Source organism: Caballeronia sp. HLA56 (assembly GCF_054655155.1).
In genome coordinates this window covers 1,684,144-1,709,408 of the sequence record NZ_BAAHOB010000005.1, presented here as the reverse complement: position 1 = coordinate 1,709,408, position 25,265 = coordinate 1,684,144, and the positions used below count along the sequence as shown (strand labels likewise).

Annotated in this window: 22 protein-coding genes and 1 pseudogene; 10 read left to right on the top strand and 13 right to left on the bottom strand. The window is 62.7% G+C overall.

The genetic code is table 11. The features are described 5' to 3' along the window. Positions 1-38: 38 nt before the first annotated feature. On the bottom strand, positions 39-1,865 hold the full coding sequence (gene typA, locus ACYQ47_RS27585) for a translational GTPase TypA (protein ID WP_244825397.1): 1,827 nt from the start codon (positions 1,863-1,865) through the stop codon (positions 39-41). A gap of 522 nt (positions 1,866-2,387) precedes the next feature. Here typA and ACYQ47_RS27580 point away from each other — a divergent pair. From ACYQ47_RS27580 to ACYQ47_RS27565, 4 genes are all read left to right on the top strand, one after another. Further along, on the top strand, positions 2,388-2,903 hold the full coding sequence (locus ACYQ47_RS27580) for a MarR family winged helix-turn-helix transcriptional regulator (protein WP_250509106.1): 516 nt from the start codon (positions 2,388-2,390) through the stop codon (positions 2,901-2,903). 75 nt (positions 2,904-2,978) lie between these two features. Then, positions 2,979-4,514: an efflux transporter outer membrane subunit gene (locus ACYQ47_RS27575; RefSeq protein ID WP_250465034.1), complete on the top strand. Its 1,536-nt coding sequence runs from the start codon at positions 2,979-2,981 to the stop codon at positions 4,512-4,514. A gap of 58 nt (positions 4,515-4,572) precedes the next feature. Next, the gene (locus ACYQ47_RS27570) at positions 4,573-5,835 is read left to right on the top strand and encodes an HlyD family secretion protein (protein ID WP_244825400.1); all 1,263 of its coding nucleotides are present in this window, start codon (positions 4,573-4,575) and stop codon (positions 5,833-5,835) included. 19 nt (positions 5,836-5,854) lie between these two features. Further along, positions 5,855-7,414 carry a DHA2 family efflux MFS transporter permease subunit gene (locus ACYQ47_RS27565; protein ID WP_244825401.1) on the top strand — a complete coding sequence of 520 codons (1,560 nt, stop codon included), beginning with the start codon at positions 5,855-5,857 and terminating at the stop codon, positions 7,412-7,414. Between the two features lie 98 nt (positions 7,415-7,512). Here ACYQ47_RS27565 and truB read toward each other — a convergent pair whose 3' ends face one another. The 5 genes from truB to rimP form a co-directional block, all read right to left on the bottom strand. Next, the gene (gene truB, locus ACYQ47_RS27560) at positions 7,513-8,454 is read right to left on the bottom strand and encodes a tRNA pseudouridine(55) synthase TruB (protein ID WP_250465036.1); all 942 of its coding nucleotides are present in this window, start codon (positions 8,452-8,454) and stop codon (positions 7,513-7,515) included. Positions 8,455-8,457: 3 nt separating this feature from the next. Beyond that, positions 8,458-8,835, bottom strand: coding sequence for a 30S ribosome-binding factor RbfA (gene rbfA / locus ACYQ47_RS27555; RefSeq protein ID WP_244825403.1), 378 nt, complete (start codon positions 8,833-8,835; stop codon positions 8,458-8,460). A 107-nt stretch (positions 8,836-8,942) separates the two neighbouring features. After that, on the bottom strand, positions 8,943-11,933 hold the full coding sequence (gene infB / locus ACYQ47_RS27550; RefSeq protein WP_250465038.1) for a translation initiation factor IF-2: 2,991 nt from the start codon (positions 11,931-11,933) through the stop codon (positions 8,943-8,945). Between the two features lie 93 nt (positions 11,934-12,026). Beyond that, entirely contained in the window at positions 12,027-13,502 is a 1,476-nt protein-coding gene (gene nusA, locus ACYQ47_RS27545) for a transcription termination factor NusA (protein ID WP_244825405.1), read from the bottom strand. Next, entirely contained in the window at positions 13,499-13,957 is a 459-nt protein-coding gene (rimP, locus tag ACYQ47_RS27540; protein WP_250465040.1) for a ribosome maturation factor RimP, read from the bottom strand. Before rimP ends, nusA begins: the two co-directional genes overlap by 4 nt. Here rimP and ACYQ47_RS27535 point away from each other — a divergent pair. Further along, positions 13,952-14,296, top strand: coding sequence for a hypothetical protein (locus tag ACYQ47_RS27535; RefSeq protein WP_459907897.1), 345 nt, complete (start codon positions 13,952-13,954; stop codon positions 14,294-14,296). The genes rimP and ACYQ47_RS27535 overlap by 6 nt on opposite strands. Positions 14,297-14,313: 17 nt before the next feature. On the opposite strand, the gene rluB is transcribed toward ACYQ47_RS27535, so the two are convergent. From rluB to ACYQ47_RS27515, 4 genes and pseudogenes are all read right to left on the bottom strand, one after another. After that, positions 14,314-16,215 (bottom strand): 23S rRNA pseudouridine(2605) synthase RluB, encoded by a 1,902-nt coding sequence (rluB, locus tag ACYQ47_RS27530; RefSeq protein WP_459907895.1) that lies wholly within the window; start codon positions 16,213-16,215, stop codon positions 14,314-14,316. A gap of 141 nt (positions 16,216-16,356) precedes the next feature. Continuing rightward, positions 16,357-17,328: pseudogene (gene scpB / locus ACYQ47_RS27525) on the bottom strand (SMC-Scp complex subunit ScpB); the annotation flags it as partial. 372 nt (positions 17,329-17,700) lie between these two features. Continuing rightward, positions 17,701-18,948 carry a pyridoxal phosphate-dependent aminotransferase gene (locus tag ACYQ47_RS27520; RefSeq protein WP_459907893.1) on the bottom strand — a complete coding sequence of 416 codons (1,248 nt, stop codon included), beginning with the start codon at positions 18,946-18,948 and terminating at the stop codon, positions 17,701-17,703. Between the two features lie 66 nt (positions 18,949-19,014). After that, a complete protein-coding gene (locus ACYQ47_RS27515; protein ID WP_459909341.1) occupies positions 19,015-19,917 on the bottom strand; it encodes a LysR family transcriptional regulator in 903 nt (300 codons plus the stop codon). Between the two features lie 423 nt (positions 19,918-20,340). On the opposite strand from ACYQ47_RS27515, the gene ACYQ47_RS27510 reads away from it, so the two are divergent. Together ACYQ47_RS27510 and ACYQ47_RS27505 are read left to right on the top strand one after the other, a co-directional pair. Continuing rightward, positions 20,341-20,742, top strand: coding sequence for a transposase (locus ACYQ47_RS27510; protein WP_050454634.1), 402 nt, complete (start codon positions 20,341-20,343; stop codon positions 20,740-20,742). A 308-nt stretch (positions 20,743-21,050) separates the two neighbouring features. Beyond that, a complete protein-coding gene (locus ACYQ47_RS27505) occupies positions 21,051-21,305 on the top strand; it encodes a hypothetical protein (RefSeq protein ID WP_250465050.1) in 255 nt (84 codons plus the stop codon). Positions 21,306-21,487: 182 nt separating this feature from the next. On the opposite strand, the gene ACYQ47_RS27500 is transcribed toward ACYQ47_RS27505, so the two are convergent. Beyond that, on the bottom strand, positions 21,488-21,799 hold the full coding sequence (locus tag ACYQ47_RS27500) for a hypothetical protein (RefSeq protein WP_244825411.1): 312 nt from the start codon (positions 21,797-21,799) through the stop codon (positions 21,488-21,490). Between the two features lie 408 nt (positions 21,800-22,207). Between ACYQ47_RS27500 and ACYQ47_RS27495 the strand changes: the two genes are divergently transcribed. Next, a complete protein-coding gene (locus ACYQ47_RS27495; RefSeq protein ID WP_459907890.1) occupies positions 22,208-22,795 on the top strand; it encodes a YdcF family protein in 588 nt (195 codons plus the stop codon). 295 nt (positions 22,796-23,090) lie between these two features. Beyond that, a complete protein-coding gene (locus ACYQ47_RS27490) occupies positions 23,091-23,339 on the top strand; it encodes a hypothetical protein (RefSeq protein ID WP_250465054.1) in 249 nt (82 codons plus the stop codon). A 72-nt stretch (positions 23,340-23,411) separates the two neighbouring features. Here ACYQ47_RS27490 and ACYQ47_RS27485 read toward each other — a convergent pair whose 3' ends face one another. Continuing rightward, positions 23,412-23,816, bottom strand: coding sequence for a gamma-glutamylcyclotransferase family protein (locus ACYQ47_RS27485; RefSeq protein WP_250509115.1), 405 nt, complete (start codon positions 23,814-23,816; stop codon positions 23,412-23,414). A gap of 103 nt (positions 23,817-23,919) precedes the next feature. Here ACYQ47_RS27485 and ACYQ47_RS27480 point away from each other — a divergent pair, with 103 nt between their 5' ends. Then, positions 23,920-24,762 carry an AraC family transcriptional regulator gene (locus tag ACYQ47_RS27480; RefSeq protein ID WP_244825415.1) on the top strand — a complete coding sequence of 281 codons (843 nt, stop codon included), beginning with the start codon at positions 23,920-23,922 and terminating at the stop codon, positions 24,760-24,762. On the opposite strand, the gene ACYQ47_RS27475 is transcribed toward ACYQ47_RS27480, so the two are convergent. Next, positions 24,759-25,241, bottom strand: a complete 483-nt coding sequence (locus ACYQ47_RS27475; RefSeq protein ID WP_244825416.1) for a GNAT family N-acetyltransferase — start codon at positions 25,239-25,241, stop codon at positions 24,759-24,761. The genes ACYQ47_RS27480 and ACYQ47_RS27475 overlap by 4 nt on opposite strands. Between the last annotated feature and the right edge of the window lie 24 nt (positions 25,242-25,265).

The following is a 25,265-nucleotide window of genomic DNA, read 5'->3' as shown; positions in this document are numbered from 1 at the left end:
CCGAAGGCGGCTTTGTCACTTGCATGCGAACGAACGCATTAGTCGGTTGCGCCTTCACGGCTCGCGCGACGACGCTCGTGTTCCTTCAGATGACGCTTGCGCAGGCGGATGGACTGCGGCGTCACCTCGACGAGTTCGTCGTCGTCGATGAACTCGACCGCGTATTCCAGCGACAGCTGAACCGGCGGCACGAGACGCACGGCTTCGTCCGTACCCGATGCGCGCACGTTGGTAAGCTGCTTACCCTTGATCGGGTTCACGACCAGGTCGTTGTCGCGGCTATGGATACCGATGATCATGCCTTCGTACAGCGCGTCGCCCGGCGTCACGAACATGCGGCCGCGATCCTGCAGCTTCCACAGTGCATAGGCGACAGCGGCGCCATCGTCTTGCGAGATCAGCACGCCGTTGCGACGTTCGCCGACCGAACCTTCCTTCACCGGCGAGTACGAGTCGAACGTATGGCTCATCAGACCCGTGCCGCGCGTAAGCGTCAGGAATTCGCTCTGGAAACCGATCAGACCGCGCGCCGAGATCTTGTATTCGAGACGCGTACGGCCACGGCCGTCGGACGTCATGTCGAGCATTTCGCCCTTGCGACGGCCGAGTTCTTCCATCACGCCGCCCTGATGCTGGTCTTCGATGTCCACCGTCAGGTTTTCATACGGCTCGTGCTTCACGCCGTCGATTTCCTGCAGCACCACGCGCGGACGCGACACGGCGAGTTCGTAACCTTCACGGCGCATGTTCTCGACCAGAATGGTCAGATGCAGCTCGCCGCGACCCGACACTTCGAACGTGGTTTCGTCGCCCGTGTCTTTCACGCGCAGCGCCACGTTGTGGTTCAGTTCCTTAGTGAGACGGTCGCGAATCTGACGGCTCGTCACGAACTTGCCTTCCTTGCCCGCGAGCGGCGACGAGTTCACGAGGAAGTTCATCGTGAGCGTGGGTTCGTCGACGGTGATCATGGGCAGCGCTTCGGGATTTTCCGGCGCGCAGATGGTCACGCCGATACCGATTTCCTCGATACCGTTGATCAGCACGATGTCGCCTGCTTGCGCTTCTTCGACCTGCACGCGCTCGAGGCCGTGGAACGACAGCACCTGATTGATCTTGCGATTGATGATCGCGCCGTCCGGACCCGAACGCACGGCCACTTGCATGCCCGGACGGATACGACCGCGCGCCACGCGACCCACGCCGATACGGCCGACATACGAGTTGTAGTCGAGCGAAGTGATCTGCAGTTGCAGGGGACCATCTGGGTCCGACGGGCGCACCGGCACGTGTTCCAGAATGGCTTCGAAGAGCGGACGCATGGTGCCTTCGCGCACTTCGGGGTCGAGACCGGCATAGCCGTTCAGGCCCGACGCGTAGACGATCGGGAAGTCGAGCTGCTCTTCGGTCGCGCCCAGCTTGTCGAACAGATCGAACGTCTGGTTAATTACCCAGTCGATACGCGCGCCCGGACGGTCCACCTTGTTGATGACGACGATGGGCTTGAGACCGAGCGCGAGCGCCTTCTTGGTCACGAAGCGCGTTTGCGGCATCGGGCCTTCGACGGCGTCGACGAGCAACAGCACGGAATCGACCATGGAGAGCACACGCTCCACCTCGCCGCCGAAGTCGGCGTGTCCCGGCGTGTCGACGATATTGATGTGCGTGCCTTCGTATTCGACCGCGCAATTCTTCGCCAGGATCGTGATGCCGCGTTCTTTTTCGATGTCGTTCGAGTCCATGACCCGTTCGGCGACCTGTTGGTTTTCCCGGAACGTGCCCGATTGACGGAGCAACTGGTCGACGAGCGTGGTCTTGCCGTGGTCGACGTGGGCGATGATTGCGATATTGCGTAGGGCGCGAGTCATAGAGGTATCTTGGTTATGCGCCGTCGAAGCAGGCCTGAGTCCATCCAGAACATTCTGGATAAGGAGGCGTCGTGGCTCGGCAGGCCGTCTTTGACGCAATGCTGTTCCGACTGAGCTTGTCCGGCAGCGCGTGATTTGCTTGTGCGCTGCATTCCGTCCGGCTTATGTCTTTCGGACGTAGTTCTTGTACTTCGCGGGTACTTCGTCTTGTACTTCGCGGGTACTTGACTCGTTACCTCGGACGGCTCGTCAGTCGGCGCAGTTGCATGTGAATCACGGTCCCGGCGCGGTGAGAACCGTAAATTATAGCACGCACGGAAGTCACTTTCTGACAATAGGCCGCGACCCGTAATTGCAATGTTGCGCCGCCGCCGCGTCATCTATGTGAAAAACGCGCTTGGCTTAGTGCGACGGGCCGCCCCGGCCGATTATTAAGCGTTCTTGGAAAAGATTCTTGCAGCGACATCTTGCCCTACCTATAATACTGCCTAGTCAATTATTGCGACCGCACAAGAATTTACAATGAGTGAGGCTCCAAAACCCGCTGGCATCGGCGATTACGTCCTGAGCGAAAGCGTGGGCTACCTCATCAGCCGGGTGCGCTCCACCATGTGGAACATGGTGACGCAGCACACCTCCTCCGAGCTCGGCATTACCGGAACGCAGGCGAGCATTATGTTCATGCTGGCGGTGGGCAAATGCGCGACGGCGGCGGATATTGCACGTGAGTACGGTATCGACGCAAGCGCGGTCACGCGTCTGATCGACCGGCTGGAGAAGCGCGGCCTGCTGTCGCGCGTGCGCAGCGAGGCGGACCGGCGCGTGGTTCGACTGGCGCTCACCGAAGACGGCCGCGTGATGGCCGAACAAGTGCCCGCCATCTTTACAAGCGTCCTGGACAATCTTCTTGCAGGCTTCACGCCCGAGGAAGTCGGATTTCTCAAGAGCATGCTGCGACGCGTACTGGCAAACTCGTGCGACTCCGCCGCGGCCCTCGCGCTGAACGCGAACGACAAGCCCGCGACGTCATTGCGATGACAAGCAAATCCGCCGCTACGGCGCAAAAAAATGATTGCAACGTCCATCTTTAATTCTCATCTCAAGAGACGAGCGATGAAACACCTATCCTTGCCGGCGCTCCGAGGCATCGGGCTGCCGGGAAGCGCGAAGACCGCGTTGGCGGCCGCCGCTGCCGCGCTGGCAATCGCCGGATGCGCGAACTATTCGGGCATTTCGAGCGACAAGACGATCGCCACGCCCGACAACTACAGCGCCACGCAAAGCGTGCCGGGACAAGGCGGCCAGTGGCCGTCGCTCGACTGGGCTAAGCAGTTCGGCGACCCGCAATTGCCGCAACTCATCGACGAAGCGCTTGCGGACAATCCGAGCATTGCGCAGGCCCAATCGCGAATTGCAAAGGCATCGTCGTATATCGAAACCTCGCGTTCGGCGCTGTCGCCTAAGGTCAACGGTTCGTATTCGTGGACTCGCGAGCTCTACTCCGCCAACGCGCTTTTCCCGCCGCCCTACGGTGGAACGTGGTTCAGCGAGAACAACGTGCTTGCCAGCGCGTCTTGGGATCTCGACCTCTGGGGCAAGAATCGCGCGCGTCTGAATCAAGCGGTCTCGCTGGAAAAGGCGGCCGAGGCCGACATGCAGCAGGCGCGCGTGACGCTCGCGGCGTCGGTGGCGCGCACATATAACCAGCTTGCGTTGCTTTACGCACTGCGCGATGTCACCCAGCGCGAGATTTCGAATCGCGAGAACGTCGGCCGCATCACCAACGGACGCGTAACCGCCGGTCTCGATACCAACGTGGAACGCCGCACCGCCGAAGGCAACACCGCGACGAGCCAGACCAACCTCAGCGAACTCGACGGCCAAATCGAGTCGGTGCGCTATCAGCTCGCGGCGCTGCTGGGCAAGGGTCCGGACCGCGGCCTGCAGATCGCCAATCCGGTGATCAATTCGAACGTCACCGTCGCGCTGCCCGACAACGTGCCCGCCGACCTCGTCGCGCGCCGTCCGGACATCGTCGCGGCACGCTGGCAGGTCGAGTCGGCAACGCACAACATCAAGGAAGCGAAGGCCGAGTTCTTCCCGGACATCAACCTCGCCGCGGGCTTCGGTTTCGACGCGTTCGGCTGGGGCCGCTTCCTCACTTCGAGCAGTCGTCAGGTCCAGGCCGGTCCGGCCATCCATCTGCCGATCTTCGATGCCGGCGCGCTGCGCGCCCAATTGAAGGGCCGTTATGCCGACTTCGAAGGCGACGTCGCCAACTACAATCAGACGCTCATCAACGCGATGAACGACGTGGCGACCAATATCTCGGCCATCCGCTCGCTCGACCGTCAGATGGGCGACGCCCAACGCGCGCTCGCGGCGGCGTCGAACGCCTACGAGCTCGCGGTGATCCGCTACAAGGCCGGGCTGTCGCCGCAACTGCAAGTGCTGACGGCCGACCAGAACCGCCTTGCCAACGAGCAGACCGTGACCAATCTGCGCTTGAGGCGCAGCGACCTGCAGATCGCGCTGATCAAATCGCTCGGCGGCGGATTCGACGCGACCGATTCGAATCTCGCGATCGACGGCAGCGGACAGCCCAAGGGCACGCAACAGACGGCAAGCCAACCGGCGCAGTCGAACTGAGCCGCGCCAAAGTACAAGAACACGCATCAAGATAAATACGAAACATTCGGAGCCTTCAATGAGCGACCCTCAACAAAACGCCGCCGCAGCCGCCGCCGCTCCCGCGCCCAAGCAGCGCAACGGCAAACGCCGCGTGCTCATGACGCTGATCGTGCTCGTCGTCATCATCGCCGCCGTGGCTTACGGCCTGTACTACTTCCTCGTCGCGCGCTTTCACGAGTCCACCGACGACGCCTACGTGAACGGCAACGTCGTGCAAATCACGCCGCAAGTGGTCGGCACGGTCATTTCGGTGAACGCGGACGATACCCAGACGGTGAAGGTCGGCGACCCGCTCGTCGCGCTCGATCCCGCCGACTCGAAGGTCGCGCTCGATCAGGCGGAAGCGAATCTCGCGCAGACCGTGCGTCAGGTACGCACCTTCTTCGTCAACAACAACCAGTACGAAGCGCAGATCGCGCTGCGTCGCTCCGACCTCTCGCGTGCCCAGGACGACTTGCGCCGCCGCATGACGGTCGCGCAAACGGGCGCGGTATCGCTGGAAGAAATCTCGCACGCTCGCGACGCCGTGCGCGGCGCGCAGGCGGCGCTCGACTCGGCCCAGCAGGAACTCGCGTCGAACCGTTCGCTGACCTCGAACACGACGATCGCCGATCACCCGAACGTGCTCGCCGCCGCCGCCAAGGTGCGCGACGCGTACATCAACTACGCGCGCAACACGCTGCCCGCGCCGGTGACGGGCTATGTCGCGAAGCGTTCGGTGCAGGTCGGCCAGCGCGTGGCGCCGGGCAATCCGCTGATGGCCATCGTGCCGCTCAACGGCGTGTGGGTCGATGCCAACTTCAAGGAAGTGCAGCTCAAGCACATGCGCATTGGCCAGCCCGTCGATCTGACGGCCGACCTGTACGGTTCCAGCGTGGTCTATCACGGCAAGGTCGTCGGCTTCTCGGCCGGCACGGGTTCGGCCTTCTCGCTTTTGCCCGCCCAGAACGCGACCGGTAACTGGATCAAGGTGGTGCAACGTCTGCCGGTGCGTATCGCGCTCGATCCGAAGGAACTGGAGCAGCATCCGTTGCGTATCGGCCTGTCGATGGATGTCGACGTGACCATCAAGGATGAACAAGGCGGCCAGCTCGGCCAGGCGCCGAACACGGTTTATCAGACCAACGTGTTCGACAAGTACGGCGATCAGGCCGATCAGGAAATCGCGCGCATCATCCAGCAGAACGCGGGCAATGGTCCGCAGGCTTCGTCGGGCGCTTCGTCCTCGCGCGGCAACGGCGCGGCGGCGAAGTCCGCCTCGGCCGCCAAGCTGATGTAAGCGGACACGGACCTCATCGATGTCTCAAGCCAACGTCGTTCATCCGCCGCTGACGGGCGGGAAGCTCGTCATCGGGACGATCGCCGTGTCGCTCGCCGTGTTCATGAACGTGCTCGACACGTCGATCGCGAACGTCTCGATTCCGTCGATCTCGGGCGATCTCGGTGTCTCGTCCGATCAGGGCACGTGGGTCATCACGTCGTTCGCGGTCGCCAACGCCATTTCGGTGCCGCTCACCGGCTGGCTTACGCAGCGCATCGGGCAAGTGAAGCTGTTTCTCGGCTCGATCATTCTCTTCGTGATCGCTTCATGGCTGTGCGGACTCGCGCCGACGCTGCCCTTCCTGCTCGCCGCGCGCGTGCTGCAAGGCGCGGTCGCCGGCCCGATGATCCCGCTGTCGCAAACGCTCCTGCTCGCGAGCTACCCGCGCGAGAAAGCGCCCATCGCGTTATCCATGTGGTCGATGACCACGCTCATTGCGCCTGTCGCCGGGCCGATTCTCGGCGGCTGGATCTCGGACAACATCTCATGGCCGTGGATCTTCTACGTGAACATTCCGGTCGGCTTCATTGCGGCCATCGCGACGTTCATGATTTTCCGCGACCGCGATTCCGCCATCCGTAAAGCGCCCATCGATTCGGTCGGGCTCGGCTTGCTCGTAGTCTGGGTCGGCTCGCTGCAGATCATGCTCGACAAGGGCAAGGATCTCGACTGGTTCAATTCGACGACCATCGTCGTGCTCGCGCTGGTCGCGGTGATCGCGTTCGCGTTCTTCATCGTTTGGGAGCTGACGGCGGAGCATCCGGTCGTCGATCTGTCGTTGTTCGCGCTGCGCAACTTCTCGGGCGGGACCATCGCGCTCTCGGTCGGCTATGGGCTCTACTTCGGCAATCTCGTGTTGTTGCCGCTGTGGCTGCAAACGGTGATCGGCTACACGGCCACCGACGCCGGGCTCGTGATGGCGCCCGTCGGATTGTTCGCGGTACTGCTCTCGCCGATCACGGGCAAATTCCTGCCACGCACCGATCCGCGCCGGATTGCAACCGCCGCGTTCCTCGTGTTCGCGCTGTGCTTCTGGATGCGTTCGCGCTACACCACGGGCGTCGATACCTGGTCGCTCACGCTGCCCACGCTAATTCAGGGTATCGCGATGGCGGGCTTCTTCATTCCGCTGGTGTCGATCACGCTGTCGGGTTTGCCGGGGCATCGCATTCCGGCGGCGTCGGGCTTGTCGAACTTCGTGCGGATCATGTGCGGCGGTATCGGCACGTCGATTTTTTCGACGGCCTGGGAGCATCGGTCGATCGTTCATCACGTGCAACTGGTGGAGCAGGCGAATTCGTTCAATCCGAACTTCACCAATTCGATGCAGCAGATGGGCGCAATCGGCTATTCGCACGATCAGACTTACGGTCTATTCAACAGCATGGCGACGCAGCAGGCCGCGCAACTCGGCGTGAACGACATGTTCTATATCTCGGCGGGGATTTTCGTCGCGCTGATCGCATTGATCTGGATCACGAAGCCCGAACGCTCGGGCGGCGGAGATTCAGCGGCGGCGGCATCGGCGGCGCATTGATCGTTGCGGTTCGTTCAGCGTGGACGTAAAAAAGCCCAGACTTCTCGTCTGGGCTTTTTTTCGTTGCGCAGGTTGCAAGTCTGGCGTCGCTGACTCGCTCAGCCCGCCGTGACGATCAACCGTTCCGGCGCAAGCACGCCCTCGCCCGCTTTCGCCACGCCAAGCAGCCGTCCGCCTTCTTGCGTGTACACGCGCACGCGGCCCGCTTCGAGCATGTCCGTCGATACATCCGACAGCTTGAGGCGCTGGCCATGCAAAAAACGCCGGGTGGCATCGTCGTCCAGACGCACTTCCGGGAACGTCGACAGCAGCGCATCCACCGGCTGAAGCCACGCATCGCGCGCGATTTCGTCGATGTTCGCCAATGCATCGAGCGTCACCGCATGGTCGAGCGTCAACGCGCCCACGCCCGTCCGCCGCAACGCCGTCAGATGCGCGCCGCATCCCAACGTCTCGCCGATATCCTCAGCCAGGGTGCGTACATACGTGCCCTTGCTGCAGGTCACGCGAAACGTGACGAGCGGCAACGCACACGCGATCATCTCCAACGCGTGGATGGTGACGTTGCGCCCTTCGCGCTCCACGGTCTGTCCCGCGCGCGCGTATTCGTAGAGCGGCTTGCCGTCACGTTTGAGCGCGGAATACATCGGTGGAATTTGCACGATCTCGCCGAGAAAGCGCGTCATGGCATCTCGCACAGCCGCTTCGTCGCACGTCACCGCGCGCTCGTCGATGGCTTCGCCTTCCGCGTCGCCGGTCGTCGTGCGCATACCGAGGCGCATCGTCGCTTCGTAGGTCTTGTCGGCTTCGAGCAAATCCTGCGAAAACTTGGTTGCTTCACCGAAACAAAGCGGCAGCAAGCCTGTCGCGAGGGGATCGAGCGTACCCGTGTGTCCCGCCTTCTTCGCGAGAAAAAGCCGCTTCGCCTTGATGAGCGCGTCGTTGCTGGACAAACCGAGCGGCTTGTCCAGCAGCAACACGCCATCTAGCGCGCGCCGGGCAATCTTCGGGCGCGGCGAGTCCTTCGTTGCACCGCTCATCGCTCAGGCGCCTTCTTCGTCGTCTTTGGCGCGCGAGGCGTTCGCTTCGTCGATCAGACGCGACATCTCCACGGCCTTCTCGATCGTCTGGTCGTAGTGAAAGTGCAGCGTCGGCACCGTATGAATGTGCAGGCGCTTGAACAATTGGTTATGCAGATGCCCGGCCGCGTGGTTCAACGCTTCCTCGGTTTCCTTCGGGTCGCCGGTGAGCGTCGTGAAATAGACCTTCGCGTGCGCGTAATCGGGCGTGAGTTCGACGCTCTGCATCGTCACCATGCCGATGCGCGGATCTTTCACCTCGCGCATCAGCTCGGAGAGATCGCGTTGGATCTGATCGGCGATCTGCACGTTGCGATTCGGGGAAGTACGTTTTTTAGCCATGATGTTTTCCGTATATTCGTCGCGCGCCGCACAAAAGAAAAAGGGCGGAGCGAGCCGCGCGGCCCGCTCCGCCCTCTCGCCTTGGCGGCTCGCTGCAAGTTACCGCTTTACAGCGTACGAGCCACTTCGGTCACTTCGAAGACTTCCAGTTGGTCGCCTTCGACGATGTCGTTGAAGTTCTTCATCGAGATACCGCACTCGAAGCCCTGACGCACTTCCTTGACGTCGTCCTTGAAACGCTTGAGCGAGTCGAGTTCGCCGGTGTGGATCACGACGTTGTTGCGAATCACGCGCACCGAAGAGGAACGCTTGACCACGCCGTCCGTGACCATACAACCTGCGATAAGGCCGATCTTCGGCACGCGGATGACCTGGCGCACCTCGACCATACCCGTAACCGTTTCGCGCTTTTCCGGCGAGAGCATGCCGGACATTGCCGCCTTCACTTCATCCACAGCGTCATAGATGATGTTGTAGTAGCGAATGTCGATGCCGTTGGATTCCGCCAGCTTGCGGGCTTGCGCATCCGCACGCGTGTTGAAGCCGATGATGACCGCCTTTGAAGCCGTCGCCAAATTGACGTCCGACTCGCTGATCGCGCCGACCGCGCTGTGCACGATCTGCACGCGCACTTCGTTGGTCGAAAGCTTTTGCAGCGATTGCACCAGCGCTTCCTGCGAACCCTGCACGTCGGCCTTGACGATGAGCGGCAGATTCTGCACTTCGCCTTCGCCCATTTGCTCCAGCATGTTCTCGAGCTTCGCGGCCTGTTGCTTGGCGAGCTTGACGTCGCGGAACTTGCCTTGACGGAACAGCGCGATTTCGCGCGCCTTGCGCTCGTCCGGCAGCACGATGACTTCTTCGCCCGCAGCCGGCACTTCCGACAGACCCTGAATTTCCACCGGGATCGACGGACCCGCCGTCTTGGTCGGCTTGCCGGTTTCGTCCAGCATGGCGCGAACGCGACCGTACGCGCTGCCCGCCAGAACCACGTCGCCGCGATTCAACGTGCCCGACTGCACCAGGATGGTTGCGACCGGACCCTTGCCCTTGTCGAGCTTGGCTTCGATCACGAGACCCTTGGCCGGTGCGTCGATCGGTGCCTTCAGTTCCAGCACTTCGGCCTGCAGAGACACGTTTTCCAGAAGGTCGTCGATACCCTTGCCGGTTTTCGCCGACACTTCGATGAACGGGGAATCGCCGCCGTACTCTTCCGGCACCACGCCTTCCGCGACGAGTTCCTGCTTCACGCGGTCGGAATTGGCTTCCGGCTTGTCGATCTTGTTGATCGCCACGACGATAGGCACGCCACCCGCCTTCGCGTGGGCGATGGCTTCCTTCGTTTGCGGCATCACCCCGTCGTCGGCCGCGACCACCAGAATGACGATGTCGGTTGCCTTCGCACCGCGCGCACGCATGGCCGTGAAGGCCTCGTGACCCGGCGTGTCGAGGAAGGTGATGACGCCACGCGGCGTTTCGACGTGATATGCGCCGATATGCTGCGTGATGCCGCCCGCTTCGCCCGCCGCCACCTTGGCGCGACGGATGTAGTCCAGGAGCGAGGTCTTGCCGTGGTCGACGTGACCCATGACGGTGACGACCGGCGGACGCGGCAGACGCTCTGCCGTTTCTTCCGTGGTTTCCCCTTCGACCAGCAGCGCTTCCGGATCGTCCAGCTTCGCCGCGACCGCGCGATGGCCCAGTTCCTCGACGATGATCATCGCCGTTTCCTGATCCAGCACCTGATTGATCGTGACCATCTGGCCGAGCTTCATCATGATCTTGATGACTTCGGACGCCTTCACCGCCATCTTGTGCGCGAGATCGGCCACCGAGATGGTTTCCGGCACGTGCACTTCACGGATGATCGGCTCGGTCGGCGCCTGGAACGTGGTCTGTTCCTGATGCTTGCCGCGACCTTTCGGGCCACCGCGCCAGCCGCGATCTACGCCGCCGCTCGTGTCGCCGCGCGTCTTGATGCCACGGCGCTTGGACGCGTCGTCCTGCCAGCCGCCCTTGCCGCCGGCCTTCTTCTTGTCGCCCAAGGGTGCGGTCGTGGCGGGTGCCGCCGTGCCGCCCGCTGCCGGCTTCTTCGCCACGGCAGGACGTGCCGCCGTCGCGCCTTCCGGACGCGCCGGCTTGTGCAGCGTGCCCTTCGCTTCCGCAGCCTTGGCTGCTTCGGCCGGCTTGGCGACCACGGGCGCCGGCTCCGGCGCCTTGACTTGCGCCTTGCGCGGCGTGTTCATCATCTCGCGGATGGCGCGTGCCTCGGCTTCCGCTGCCGCGCGACGTTTCGCGATCTGTTCCTGTTCGACACGCGTTTTTTCAGCAGCGGCGCGCGCGGCGTCCTCCGCCTTCTTGGCGGCTTCGCGTTGCGCGGCGCGCTCGCTGGCAGCCTTCTCTTCCGCGGCCTTTTCGGCGGCTTCGCGTTGCGCGGTGTCGTCGACCTTCGGCTCGGGCTTCACTTCAGCCTTTGCATCGACCGTCGGCGGCGTGCGCGCTTCCTGACGCGCAGCCGATGCCGCGCGCGAGATTTCCGCTGCCTGCGCGGCAGCAGCCGCACGGCGCGCCGCTTCGTCTTCCTGACGACGACGCTCGGCTTCAGCCGCTTCCTCACGCTGACGACGTTCGCTTTCCTCGCGTTCGAGCTGAGCCTGACGCTCCTTCAGCTCGCGCTCTTCGCGCTCGAGCTGCTCGGCGGCGCGACGCGCTTCTTCCTCGCGGCGCTGCAATTCGGCTTCGTCGACTTCTTCCTCGACCGGAGCGGGCGCCTCGGCGGCTTGTTCCACGCCGGCCTCGTCGCGCTTCATGAATACACGCTTCTTGCGCACCTCGACCTGAATGGTGCGAGCTTTACCCGTTGCGTCAGATTGCTTGATCTCCGACGTATGCCGGCGGGTCAAAGTGATCTTGCGCTTGTCGGCGTCGGCGGAACCGTGCGACTTGCGCAAATGATCGAGCAGACGCGCCTTGTCCGTCTCGGACAGGTCGTCGTTCGCGCTTGCTTTCTGGACGCCAGCCGCCTGCAACTGCTCGAGCAGGACGCCCGCAGGCATTTTGAGTTCCGCGGCAAATTGGGCTACGTTGTTACTCGCCATTCATTCCTCTTGATGCAAGGACATATCCTTGCGGTTAGATCGGGGTCACGCGGCCAAACCGGCCGCCAAATATCAGTGCGCCATGGTCATTTCTCACTGGAACCAGTGTTCACGTGCTTTCATGATCAACGCCTTAGCGGCATCCTCTTCCACACCGGTCATTTCGACCAGTTCATCCACAGCCAGCTCCGCGAGTTCGTCGCGGGTCTGGATCTGGTGTTCAGCGAGCTTCGCGAGAAGCTCGTTGTCCATTCCTTCGAGACTCTTCAGATCGAGCGCGACGCCTTCGACCTTCTCTTCATTGGCGATCGCCATGGTCAGCAACGCGTCGCGCGAACGGTTACGCAGTTCGTGCACCGTGTCTTCGTCGAAGGCTTCGATCTCGAGCATTTCGTTGAGCGGCACGTACGCGATTTCTTCGAGGCTCGTAAAGCCTTCGTCGATCAGGATGTCGGCGACTTCCTCGTCCACATCCAGACGCGCCATGAACAGATCGCGCAACTTGCCACGTTCTTCGTTCTGCTTCAGCGCCGATTCGTCCGGCGTCATGATGTTGATCTGCCAGCCGGTGAGCTCGCTGGCGAGTCGAACGTTCTGGCCGCTTCGGCCGATGGCAACCGCGAGTTCGTTTTCGTCTACGACGACGTCCATCGAATGCTTTTCTTCATCCACGACAATCGACTGGACGGCTGCCGGCGCGAGAGCGCCGATCACGAACTGGGCGGGGTCTTCCGACCATAGCACGATGTCCACGTTCTCGCCACCAAGCTCGTTGCGTACGGCCTGCACGCGCGAACCGCGGATGCCGACGCAAGTGCCGATCGGGTCGATACGCTTGTCATAGGCGATCACCCCGATTTTCGCACGCACGCCAGGATCGCGCGCGGCCGCCTTGATCTCCAGCAGGCCTTGCTCGATTTCCGGCACTTCCAGCTCGAACAGTTTCATCAGAAACTCTGGCGCAGTGCGCGAAAGCTCGATTTGCGGGCCGCGCGCCGTGCGGTCGACCTTGGCGATGTACGCGCGCACACGGTCGCCCACCCGCAGGTTTTCCTTCGGAATCAACTGGTCGCGGCGCAGCAGCGCTTCCACGCGACCGGATTCGACGATGAAATTTCCCTTGTCCAAACGCTTGACCGAGCCGGTCATGATCTTTTCGCCGCGCTCGAGGAAGTCGTTCAAGATTTGCTCGCGTTCGGCGTCGCGCACTTTCTGCAGGATGACCTGCTTCGCTGCCTGCGCGCCGATACGGCCGAACTCGATGGACGGAATCGGTTCTTCGATGAAGTCGTCCACCTGTGCGTCGGGCTGTTGCTCCTTCGCTTCGAACAGCAGGATTTCCTGATCCGGCTCTTGCAGGCCGGCCTCGTCCGGCACCACGCGCCAGCGGCGGAAGGTTTCGTGCTCGCCGCTTTCACGGTCGATCGCCACGCGAATGTCGACGTCTTCCTCGAACAGCTTTTTCGTTGCCGATGCAAGCGCAGCCTCCAAGGCTGCATACACCACGTCCTTGTTGACGTTCTTTTCGCGCGCCAGCGCATCCGCCAGCATCAAAACTTCGCGACTCATTGTTTGCGGCTCCTAAAGTCAACTTTGGGGACGAGACGTGCTTTGTCGAGGTCCGCGAGCGTGAAATCGAGCATCGCGGCGCCGTCCTTCCCTTCAAATTCCAAACCGATCGTGTCGCCGTCGGGGGCATGCAAAATGCCACGGTACGACTTGCGCCCGTCCAACGGCTTTTTCAATGTGATGACGACTTCGCTCCCCGCGAAGCGTTCGAAATCCGCCAGCTTCTTGAGCGGACGGTCGAGACCCGGCGACGAGACTTCGAGCCGGTCGTAATCGATATTCTCGACTTCGAGCACATACTGGAGCTGGCGTGTGACTTTCTCGCAGTCCTCGATGGCGATACCGCCCGGATGGTCGATATATATACGCAGCATGCCGCCTCCCGAACGCTCGAGATCGACAAGCTCGTAGCCTAGGCCCGAGACCGTGGTTTCAATCAGTTCCGTCAGTTGCACAGTCACTCCAAGGTGTTCGCGCGCTCCACGCCGACAACACCTGCGGGCATGCGCCATAAGCGGGCGCGCACCCTTCTTCCCCGAGATGCCGAACCGAAAAGCCAAAAAAAAATGGGCGCAACGCCCATCTTCTTCAACCGAGATCGCACTCAGGGCAGAGAGAAAAACTACGTGCCCAGCGACTTTGTGATTTTAGCCATTTTTCGGGATAAACGCAAACGTAGACGACCCATTCAGGCTCGTTTCGTGCCGGAAGACAGACTTTTTGGCTTGCATTTGCAAAAAACGGTCGACGCCATGAAGAAGCCTGTCGACCGTTACTTGCGAATCCCGCAATGACGCGGATTCGACGACGGCTAGCGCCCGCGCGTCCGATTTCGCGGACCGCCGCGCGCCGGACCGCCCGGCTTGCCTTGTCCCGCGTTTTGCTGGCCGCCCGGACGATTGCCGCGCGGACCGTTGCCATTCGCGGCTCGCTTGGCCGGACCCGCCGCGCCCGGCGCACCACTTTGAGGACGCGCGCCGCGAGGACCGCCACGGCCGCCCGGTGCGCGATTGCCGTTAGCCTCGCCGCCGCCCGCGCGGTTGCCGTTCGGCTCGGCGCCGTTGCGTCGGCCTGCGCCATTGCCGCTCCGGTTGCCCGGGCCACCGCCAAAACCAGCACCCGCGCCGCCCATGCCGAAGCCGCCCGACATGCCGCCCGCCGCGCCGCGCCGACCGCCGCCGTTGCGTCCCGGCGTTTGCGACTGCGCGATGCGCGCATGCGACATCAGCACCGGCTCACGCGTGATGATGCCCATCGACGTCTGCATCGGATCGGGCTGCACGCGCGGTGCGGAACTACGGCCACCCTTTTCTTCGGTCGGCAGCTTGAGACCCACCGCCGCGAGCAGGCTGCGCACCTGGTTATCTTCGAGCTCTTCCCAGCGGCCACGCTTGAGACCGCGCGGCAACGCGATCGGACCGTGACGCGTGCGGATCAGGCGGCTGACCATCAAGCCCGCGGCTTCGAACATGCGGCGCACTTCGCGATTGCGGCCTTCAGCCAGCGCGACGTGATACCAGTGATTCGTGCCTTCGCCGCCACCATCTTGAATGCGCAGGAAGTTCGCGGGACCGTCGTCGAGTTCGACGCCCTTCAAAAGTTTCTGCTTCATCCCTTCCGACAACTGGCCGACCACGCGCACCGCGTACTCTCGCTCAACGCTATAGCGCGGATGCATGAAGCGGTTCGCCAGATCGCCCGAGGTCGTGAGCAGCAGCAAGCCTTCGGTATTGAAGTCGAGGCGGCCGACCGCGAGCCACTTGGCGGTTTTCATCGACGGCAGCTTGTCGAACACGGACGCGCGGCCTTCCGGGTCGGCGTGACTGACGATTTCGCCTGTCGGCTTGTGATAGAGCAAGACGCGCGGCGGTTTGCTCGCCAGCTTGCGCTTGAGCGGCTTGCCGTTGATACGCACCTGATCGGTCGGCATGATGCGCTGGCCGATATGCGCCGGCTCGCCGTTCACCGATACACGGCCCGCGATGATCAATTCTTCCATGTCGCGCCGCGAACCCATGCCGGCATCTGCAAGAACCTTGTGCAGCTTGGGCGCGTCGTCGTCCGGTTCGAGCACGCGCTTTTGCTGGGGCGCGTTGCGGCCACGGCGGAGCATCGGCGCGCGCACGCCGCTCACGCCGTTGTCGGCGTCGAAGGCGGGGGACGTGACGTAGGCGAAAACGTCGTCGACATTGGCGGCTGCGGCGCGCTCGCCCGTTGCCGGTGCGGCTTCGGCACGCTTGCCGCGCGCTTGCTGCGGATTCTTGCGCCGGCCGCCTTCGCGCGGCGCGGCTTGAGGCGCGGCATCGGCGGCGACGGGCGCCTCGGTTGCATCGACCGGTTCGCTTGCACCGGCTTCCGCCAATTCACGGCGCGAATTCCTGCGGCCGCCCTTTGCCGCGTTGGCGCGCGGCGCGCGGTTGCCCGCTTCCTTGCGCGGCTTTGCGACCGGTTCCGCGACGACGTCATCCGGCGTTGCCTCGGTCGCGGTGTCGGGTGAACCCGGCGCGCCTTCGGCGCCCTTGGTCTTGGCGACAGCGCGGCGCCGCGCGATCAGACTGCGTGGCCCGCGGCGCAGGCCGCGGCGCGGACGATCGTCGCCTTCGCCATTCTCGTCGCTGCGCGTGCGTTCGCCGGCGTCGGCCGGTTCATGGGCGTCCGCGGCGTGCACGGGGCGCGCGGAATCAGGCGAATCGCTGTCGTGGGAATGTGTCAAAACAACCTCAAATGTCGAATCGCGCGTCTCGTGAGGCGCGTCAAAAATTTCCGCTGATCGGTTCGGCCGGTCGTCTCGAAATGATCATTTTGGCGAGCCGAAGCGGATCAGGGGCCATGCAAAATTGCGTCAGGCGCGGCGCGCCGTAGGTTCTTCGGAGTCGTCGTCATCCGAAGCGAAGTCGTTCAATGCGCGCGTGTCCCGTTCATGGCCGTCTTGCGCGCCGTCGGGCGGAGCGAGAGCGGCTGAATCGTCGACTTCGTGCGCTTGCGTGTCGTCGGGATGCGCGTGCAGTTCAGGCGCGGCTCTCAGTGGCTGCGCGTGAATTGCGGCGTCCGGACCGGCATCGCGGGAGTCACTCGCGTCGGCGCTTTCGGGTGTTGCTTCAGGCTGTACCGCAGTTACGTCCGCGGGCTGCACCGACTCGGTGAGCGCAATGACGGACTCGGACACTTCATTCGGGTTGACTGGCGCACTTGCGGGATGTTCCCCGCCGGCAGTCGATTCATCCGCAATGCTGGCTGTGGGCGGTGTATCGCCGGCAACGCGATCCGGAAACTCGATCAAATGCTGCGACAACAACGACGCTTCCAGTTGCGCCGACGGATTATCCAGCGCGGGCAATTCATCGAGCGCGGTCAGCCCGAGGTCATCCAGAAACTGCTTCGTCGTGGCGTAGAGCGCCGGACGGCCGGGCACGTCGCGATGGCCGATCACTTCGATCCAGCTCCGATCCTCAAGCTGCTTTACGACTTGCGTGTTGACGGTCACGCCGCGAATCTCTTCGATATCGCCACGCGTTACTGGCTGCCGGTAAGCAATGATCGCAAGCGTTTCAAGCACGGCGCGCGAATACTTCGGCGGCTTTTCCGGATGCAAGCGGTCGAGATAAGTCCGCATCGCCGGCTTGCTTTGAAAGCGCCAGCCCGTTGCGAGCGCGACCAATTCGACGCCGCGGCCCGACCAGTCGGCCTGAAGGCCTTCGAGCAGCGTGCGAAGGGTATCCGCCGATACGTCGTCGGCGAACAGCTTGCGCAATTCACTCAGTCGCAGCGGTTCCTGCGCGCAAATCAATGCAGTCTCGAGGACGATCTTCGCCTCTTGAGTATTCATGCAGCTTGGGTCAACCCTAAATGGTCAATGAGTGGTCAATGAACGGCCAATGATTCGATTCAAACCGGACTTGCGCAGGTTCGAACGCCACCGAAACGGTGCGGACGATAAAGCTGGACGCTGAGTTTCAAGACGCGCTCGCCCGATTTTGGTCGGTCATATTGACTGGGAGCACGCACCGGGGAGAGGCGATATCGGGCGTTCGATCGAGCGAAGCGCCGGGCCATCCAGCCGGACGAGGTGGCGCTTTCCTGGATGAAAGCGCGTGACTGAGCGCCATATTACGCAAAAAGAACCGGTGCGTAAAGATGAATACGGGCGAACACGCAATCGGCGCGCTCCTTACTTCGCGCGCCGCCGAGATCCTCGACCTTAGACGCGCGTCGAAAGAAAGGCGCGCAGACGCTCGACGCCCTTGTCGAGTCGCGCGGGATCGCACGCGTAGCACCAGCGCACGAAGCCTTCGCCCTCTTCACCGAACGCGCTGCCGGGCGCAAGCCCGAGACCGGCGTCGCGCACCAGCGACTTGCAAAGCTCGAGACTGCGCGACGCGCCGGGCAGCGAGAAGAACAGGTACATCGCACCGTCCGGCGCGCGCACGTCGACGCCGTCGATGGTCTGCAGCGCCTTGACCAGATGATCGCGGCTCGCGTGCAGGTCCGCGACGAGCGATTGCGTGAAACGCTCGCCCTCCTCGACTGCGACGATGCCCGCCTGCTGCACGAACGACGGCGCACACGACGTGTTGTATTCCACGAGCTTGCCGAGGTCGTCCATGAGACGCTCGGGCGCGACGATCCAGCCGAGCCGCCAGCCCGTCATGAGCCAGGCCTTCGAAAACGAATTCACGGCGATCACGCGTTCATCGCGCGATGCGAGGTCGAGGAACGACGGCGCAACCTTGCCGTTCCCGCCGTAATACAGGCGCTCGTAGACTTCATCCGCGACGATCCAGATGCCGTGGCGGCGGCAATGCTCGAGAACGGTGCGCTGCTGATCGCGCGTCATCGTCCAGCCGGTGGGGTTGTTCGGCGAGTTGATCATCAGCATGCGCGTCGACGGCGTGAGCGCGGCGAGCAGCCGGTCGAGATCGAGCGTCCAGCCGTTTTCGCCGTAACCGAGCGAAACCGTTTCGACGCTCGCGCCGAGAATCTTCGGAATCTCGACGAGATTCGGCCACAACGGCGTCACCGCGACCACGCGATCGCCCGCGCCGACGACGAGTTGCGCCGCCAGCATCAGCGCGTTCACGCCAGCGCTCGTCACCGCGACGTGCGCGGCCGACGTATCGCCATGCAAGGCCGTGACGTAGCGCGCGAGCGCCTCGCGCAAAGACGCGACGCCCAGGTTATGGGTGTAGAACGTTGCGCCATCTGCGAGTGCGCGACTCGCGGCATCGCGAATGAACGGCGGCGTCACGCGATCCGATTCGCCGAACCAGAACGGCAGCACGTCCGGCACGCCGAAACCGGCATTCGCCACTTCGCGAATTTGCGACGGACGCAACGCCCGCACGGCATCGCGTGCGTTGGGCGCATGAGGCGCAGGCGGCGCACCGCTGTCGCGCGCGCCCGTCAATTCGCTCAGTTCTGCGCTCACCGCGCCTTCCGATTCACTCATTGCACGCCTCGTCGAATAAAGAACGCAGTCTAACGCTCCCGGCACATTTTCGAGACAAGCGGCCCGTCAGGTCAGTTGCTCGGCGCGCGGAGGCAGCGCGGCGATCAGCGACCAGACCGACTCCGCCGCCGGAGACAGCGAGCGGTCGCGCCTTCGTACGAGTTCCACGGTGCGCTCGGCGCGCGGTTCCAGCGGCAGCGCGATCAGCAAGGAATTCGCGGGCAAAGGCAGCGCGAGCCAGGGCAACACGCTCACGCCGACACCCGCCTCGACCAGTCCGAACACCGTCGCCGGATGGCCGAGCTCCTGCACCACCTGCGCCTGAACGCCGTGCCGCTGCATGACGGCATCGATGATTGGCCGGCTTCCCGAAGCCTGATCGAGCATCACGAGCCGCTCTCCCGCGAGCGCTTCCCATGGCGCCGCAGACTCGTGCGCGAGCGGGTGATCGCGGCGTGCGACGAGACAAAACGAATCGGTCATCACGGGCTGGCCGTGAAGGGCGTCGTCGGCCAAAGGTCCGATCACGACGCCGAAATCCGCTTCGCCCGACTTGACCTGGCGGAGCACGTCGGATTGGACATCGTCTCGCAAGATCAACGTGACGAGCGGAAATTCTCGCAGACACGACGCAATCACGCGCGGCATCAGCCGGCACGCGACTGTCGGGCTTGCCGCGACGATCACCCGGCCGCGCTTTTGTTGCCCCAATTCGCGCACTTCGTAGAGCGCGGAGTCGAGGTCGGCAATCAGGCGGGACACCGTGCCGACAAGATTGACGCCAACATCCGTCAACTGCACTTCGCGTGTCGTCCGGTCGATGAGCTTCAGCCCGATTTCCCCTTCTAGCTCGCGCACGCATCGGCTGACCGCCGACTGCGTCAGGCCGACTTCATCGCCCGCGCGGCTGAAACTACGCAACCGCGACACCTCGATAAAGACGCGCAACTGGCGCAGCGTCACGTTCAGCGATCCGTTCATTCCCGACACTCATCAATAAGCCCGTTTCATACGGATTATAGCGGCGGCAACCACGACAAATCCTCCGAACGTACGTTTCGCTGCGGTGCAGCATAATTGCGAAAACGCACGCTGGATGGGCTCTCTGCACAGGATTGGTGATTGTCCCGATTTCTTATCCGGCTCGTTTCAGGTCTGATACGGGCCATGCTGGCGTTGCGTCAGCCTACTGCCATGCGGGTTTCCCGGATTTTGCGACGCGCATGGCACGGTTCTCGCATTTCATTGCGCACAGAGGTCGGGCGACGTGGCATTCAGAAACAATCGTCTGCCGCACCGTTCCGACTCTCTCCTGGTAATTCGTTCATCGGATTCCGACCAGAGTGCGCGGCGCGGGGCAGCGCACCGGGGTTAGCTTCGCTGAGGTGAGATATGGTGCTGTTCGACGATTTGAGAGATAACGAGTGGGCGCTGGTTGAGGCTTTGTTCTGTTCCGAGCCGGCGCGTAGTGAGCGGCGCGGCCGTCCGCGCGTCGAAGCGCGTTCGGTGGTCAACGCCGTGCTGTGGGTGCTCTCGACGGGTGAAGGCTGGTCGAAGCTGCCCGGGCGTTATCCTTCGCCCCCTACTTGCCGCCGCCGTTTCGACGAATGGCAGGCGGACGGCACGCTTGCCGAAATCGTGAAGCGTTTGTCGAGCAATGGCCGCGAAGTCTCGCTGCGCGGACGCATTGGTTCGAGCGCAGCCAAGCCGCCCGCGCCGCCGAGCCGCGATCGCCTGCGCGGTGCATTCTGGACCAACCCGGAATCGTGGCGCGCCCCGGCCAAGATGGCCTGATCTATCTGCTCCGCTCGAAGCAGGCTGATTTCCATACATTCCCTGTTTCGGCTCAGTTTCGCTTCATTCCCTGCACGCGGGCGTTCGGCCCGCGAGGCATCACCTTCCGCCGATGTTCGCCGCGCACGCCCTTCTTTGCGTGCCGGCCTTTCTCGCCGGTCATAGTATGGCTCGCCAAAAAAACTGGCGAGGCTCAGCTCAAACGGCGGAGAAACAACTCTTTACCATTGCTTACAGCGTGTTGGCTGCGCAAAGCATAGTTTGGTGAGTGGACTAACAGGCCCTGTTCGGGTTTGAGGGGACTCGCCATGAAGGTATCGATACTGCTCGCTTGCGGTGCGCTCGGCGCGCTGACGAGCGCGGCGGCATCTGGGCAAGCCCGGCCGCCGCCGGGGTCGGATTTGCATCTGAATACGAGAGCGGCCATGAGCGCGCCGCAGGATATCGCCCGGACGCGCGATGTGACGCCGCCCGCTCCGCGTGGCGATCTGCGCGGCGATATCGCGAGCAATGTGCGCGCGCGTCCCGATTCCGAAAGGGAGAGCCAGGGACGGCATCATTGACGGACGCGCGTTTGCGTAACAAAGTGCTGGACCATTCCCGTGCGAAACGGGATTTTTTTCGTCCGCGCCGGTGTGAAGCCACGGAAAGACCGGACGCCCGAGAAGATGCCCGGCGGACAAGACTGACGACGACGCTCCCTCGGCCTGTCAGCCGATCAGTCTCAGCTCCAAGCACTCGCCGTTCAGGCTCTCGCCTCGACTACGACTTCCTGGCCGCCGAACGAATAAGGTTCGCTGCGTCTCAAGTCCCAGTCGATCGAACGTTCGTCGCGACAAAGCCGGTTGAATTCGTTTTTCCCGCGCTCGGTTACGACAGCGATATCCACGGGTGCATGAAAACCCGGCGCTGGCGCAACGGTGCGCTGTCTCGTGAGTTCGAGCAGCCCGAGGGCGCGCAGAAGGTCGAAACCTTTGGGACGTTTTGCCCAGGGAACCTGACGATACTGCGCTCGGCGAAGTGCTTCGAGTACGGCTTCGTTAGAATACGTGGTCATCTCGTTCTGTCTTCCTGTGCAGCCATGACGACGCTCGTGACGGTCGCAAGACGGTCCGCGACGTCGACTAAACGCGGCGCGCCGAATTTCGCGTTGCCAAGCATGATCAGCTTGCTGGCGAATGTTTGGCCGCCGCTTGCGTTAGGTGCTGCTTTCTATTACAAGCCCCCGTTGAGAGCGCGCTAATCACGCGCTTTACTGCGACACCCGCCGATGCGTTCCCGAAGTCCGCGATGACGGAACGAATTGTCCTCAAACCAATACGTTACCCCAATCAAATTGGTTCTATTTACTTTATTGCTGCTTTTTTTTGCATTATTTGCGCTTTGGCGACGCCGCCGCGTCCAGATTGCCGTTCTCACCGTCATTTTGGCGTGGGCGTGCGGTAGCGGATGGTTCGCCGGGCCTTTGCTCAATCTGGCGCAACAGGGCTTTGATCAGACGATCACGCCGGACTTCGCGCCCAAGACCGACATCGTTCTGATGGGCGGCGGAACGGACAGGGAAGGCACGGGGCTCATCCCGAAAGCGGATTCGATCCCGCGCATTGCGGCGGCGGCGAAGTTGTACCGGGAGTGCCGTGCGTCCGGTGCGTCGTGTCGATTGATCCTGAGCGGCGGCGACCCGCAAAAGCACGGTCAGGCCGAAGCGGACAATTACGCGCCTTACGTGCTTGCGCAGGGCGTCGCGCCCGGCGATCTCATCCGCGAAAATCAAAGCCTCAACACTTATCAGAACGCGCGTAATGTCGCCGCCATTCTGGGTGATGCACATGACAGCGATTTGATCGTCATTACGTCGGCGTACCACATGCGACGCTCGCTGGCCGCGTTCGACGCATTCGGTTATCGTCCGCAGGCCTACGTTTCAGATGTGCGACACAACTCCGTCACACTTCTACCTCGCTTCCGCAGCTTCGAGAACAGCGAGCTTGCGGCGCACGAACTCGTGGGCATGGCGCGCTTCGAGGTGTATCGCTGGCTGCGTCTTTATTGAAGGCGCTGGCCGAATGAGTGAATCGATTGCGCGAGGTTTAGTCAGGACTAGCTAGCAACGAGCCGCACCTGTAAGATCGCGCACCGGCTTTTCGAGGGCCGGCCAGGAATTGTGATTCGACACGTCGTTGCCCGAAGCGGGGTCTACGATGGGTACGGTCCGAAGCGCATTGCCGAAGACGTTCGGGCAGCGAAGCACCTCAGTGCGATGCGGGACTGGATTTTGCTCCGAACTATGCGGCAATACCCGGATCGGACAGGCGATTCCCGGATTCAACTGTCACCAGGAGGTTAAAATGAAGAAAGTGTCCGTGGCTGTTCTGTTGTCGTTGAGCGCGATTGCATCGGTGGCCTATGCTCAAAGCGAGCAAGGCGTGACGATGAGCACCGATCCCGCGAAGATCGCGGACGTCGAATCGCGCGCACAAGCTCTGCAATCTTCGCAGCAAGACAGTATGCAAGGCATGCATTCGCAGCCCATGCATAAGTCGGGTAGTCATCACAAGAAGTCGCACGGCAAGTCGACGACCGGTTCGAGCCAGTAAGTTCGCTTCCGGCAGCACGGCTAGTTCTGTCGCGCTGCGCTCTGGTGCGTGAGCACTTCGGGCGCAGCGTAATCAGCGAACGAGCCAATCGCCGCTTGATATCTTCGGTAGTCCTGCAACTGATTGCGCCGAGACGGGGTACATCAGGCAATCGATGCGCGTTCTCGTGCCATCCAGTTCCACTTCGACATGCATCCGGTGCGAGCGAAACAGTCCTTCCACACCGGGATACACCTCTTCGATTTCATCGAGCACAGGCACAAGCGATTCTTCGATTCGATAGATATCGCCACGAATCGGCGCACCGGTATCGTCATCGAGCACTAGTCCGGGATAAGCGCCGAAATCGAAAAGATGACCGCGCACGTGCGCCGCGCCCAGATACTCCGGTGTCGCCAGATCATGGCGCTCTGCCGCGCGATTGATATCATTGGCTTCGCCCGCGCGCAGGGTGCCGTACACAAAGACGTATTGCATCGGAGAATGCCGCTCCATTCGTGGCGTTGAACGATCCGCGCATTATGCCCCGCGAAAATGCGCTGCCGGCGGGCCGTCCAAGCTTCCGCCCGAAAGGCGATCCATGACTACGTTCGTCGACACGAATCCAGCCAGCGAGAATGTCGAGCACCTCGACATTCCGGTCGAACATTCGCCGACCCGCGATCATCCGATCCGCGTGCGCTCGCGGCCCGTGCCGTATGGCGTGCGAATCGCGCTGCATACACATCCGTGGGCGCAGGTGGCGTACACGTCACGCGGCGTGCTGCGCGTGGCAACCGCCGATTCGACGTGGATGGTACCGCCTTCCCGTGCGATCTGGGTGCCGCCGAACGTGACGCATGAAGTCGTGATCGTCGAGGACGCGTATCTACGCACCCTTTACGTCGATGCCAGCGTCGTGCCGCCCGGCCTCGGCGCGTGCCGCGTGGTGGAAGTGTCGCCGCTGCTGCGCGAGGTGATCGCCGCACTCGACGAAGACGCCATTTCCCGCCAGCGTGAGCGGCTGCTCGGCACGCTTGCGCTCGATGAAATCATCCGCTCGCAGCCACTTCCGCTTTCCGTGCCGATGCCCAATGACAAGCGCCTGCGCGCGCTCTGCGACGCCGTGCTGAGCGACCCGTCGCATTCGGATCTCGAACGATGGTCGTCGGAAGCCGGGGCGAGCACGCGCACCATCGCGCGGCTCTTCAGGCGCGAGCTCGGCGTGAGCTTTTCGCAATGGCGCCAGCAAGCCGTGCTCGCACGCGCCATTCCGCTTCTGAGCCAGGGACGACCGCTAGCGCAAGTCGCGCGGGAATTGGGTTATCAAAGTCAGAGCGCGTTCTCGGCGATGTTTCGCCGCGCTTTCGGGCAAAGTCCTCGCGCGTTTTTTTCGCGTGATGCGGGAACGGGCCACGATGAACGCCCGATGGACGACGCCTAGACGCGGCGCACCATGTGCCGGATTGAACCGAGCAAGGCGAGTCGCGGTCCCGCCGGACGATAGCCCAGACGCACGTAGAGGCGCGCGGCGGGGTTGTCGACGAATACGCGCAACTGGCACTCGGCGAGCCCTCGCGCACGCGCCCAGCGATGCGCCGTATTCAGCAGGAAGGTGCCTGCGCCGCGTCCGCGAAAGCCCTGCGCGATCTGCACGTCACGAATATGCAGCGAGTCGTCTTCCTCGGTCACGCGCATGACACCAATAGGCACGCCGTCCGCCTGCAGGATGAAGTTCTCCGACTCGCGCCAGCTCGACAGAAACAGGTCGCCCCGCCACACGAGATTGTGACGACGATAGTAGCCGACCATGTTGTCGTGCGTGAGCGCTTCGGCGAAAGCGAAATCCGCCATCGACGCCTGGCGCAACTGGAACAGAGAGAGGTCTTCGGTCGGGTCGAGCATCGCACGCGGGACGGGCACGAGGAGGTGCCCTAAACACTATGA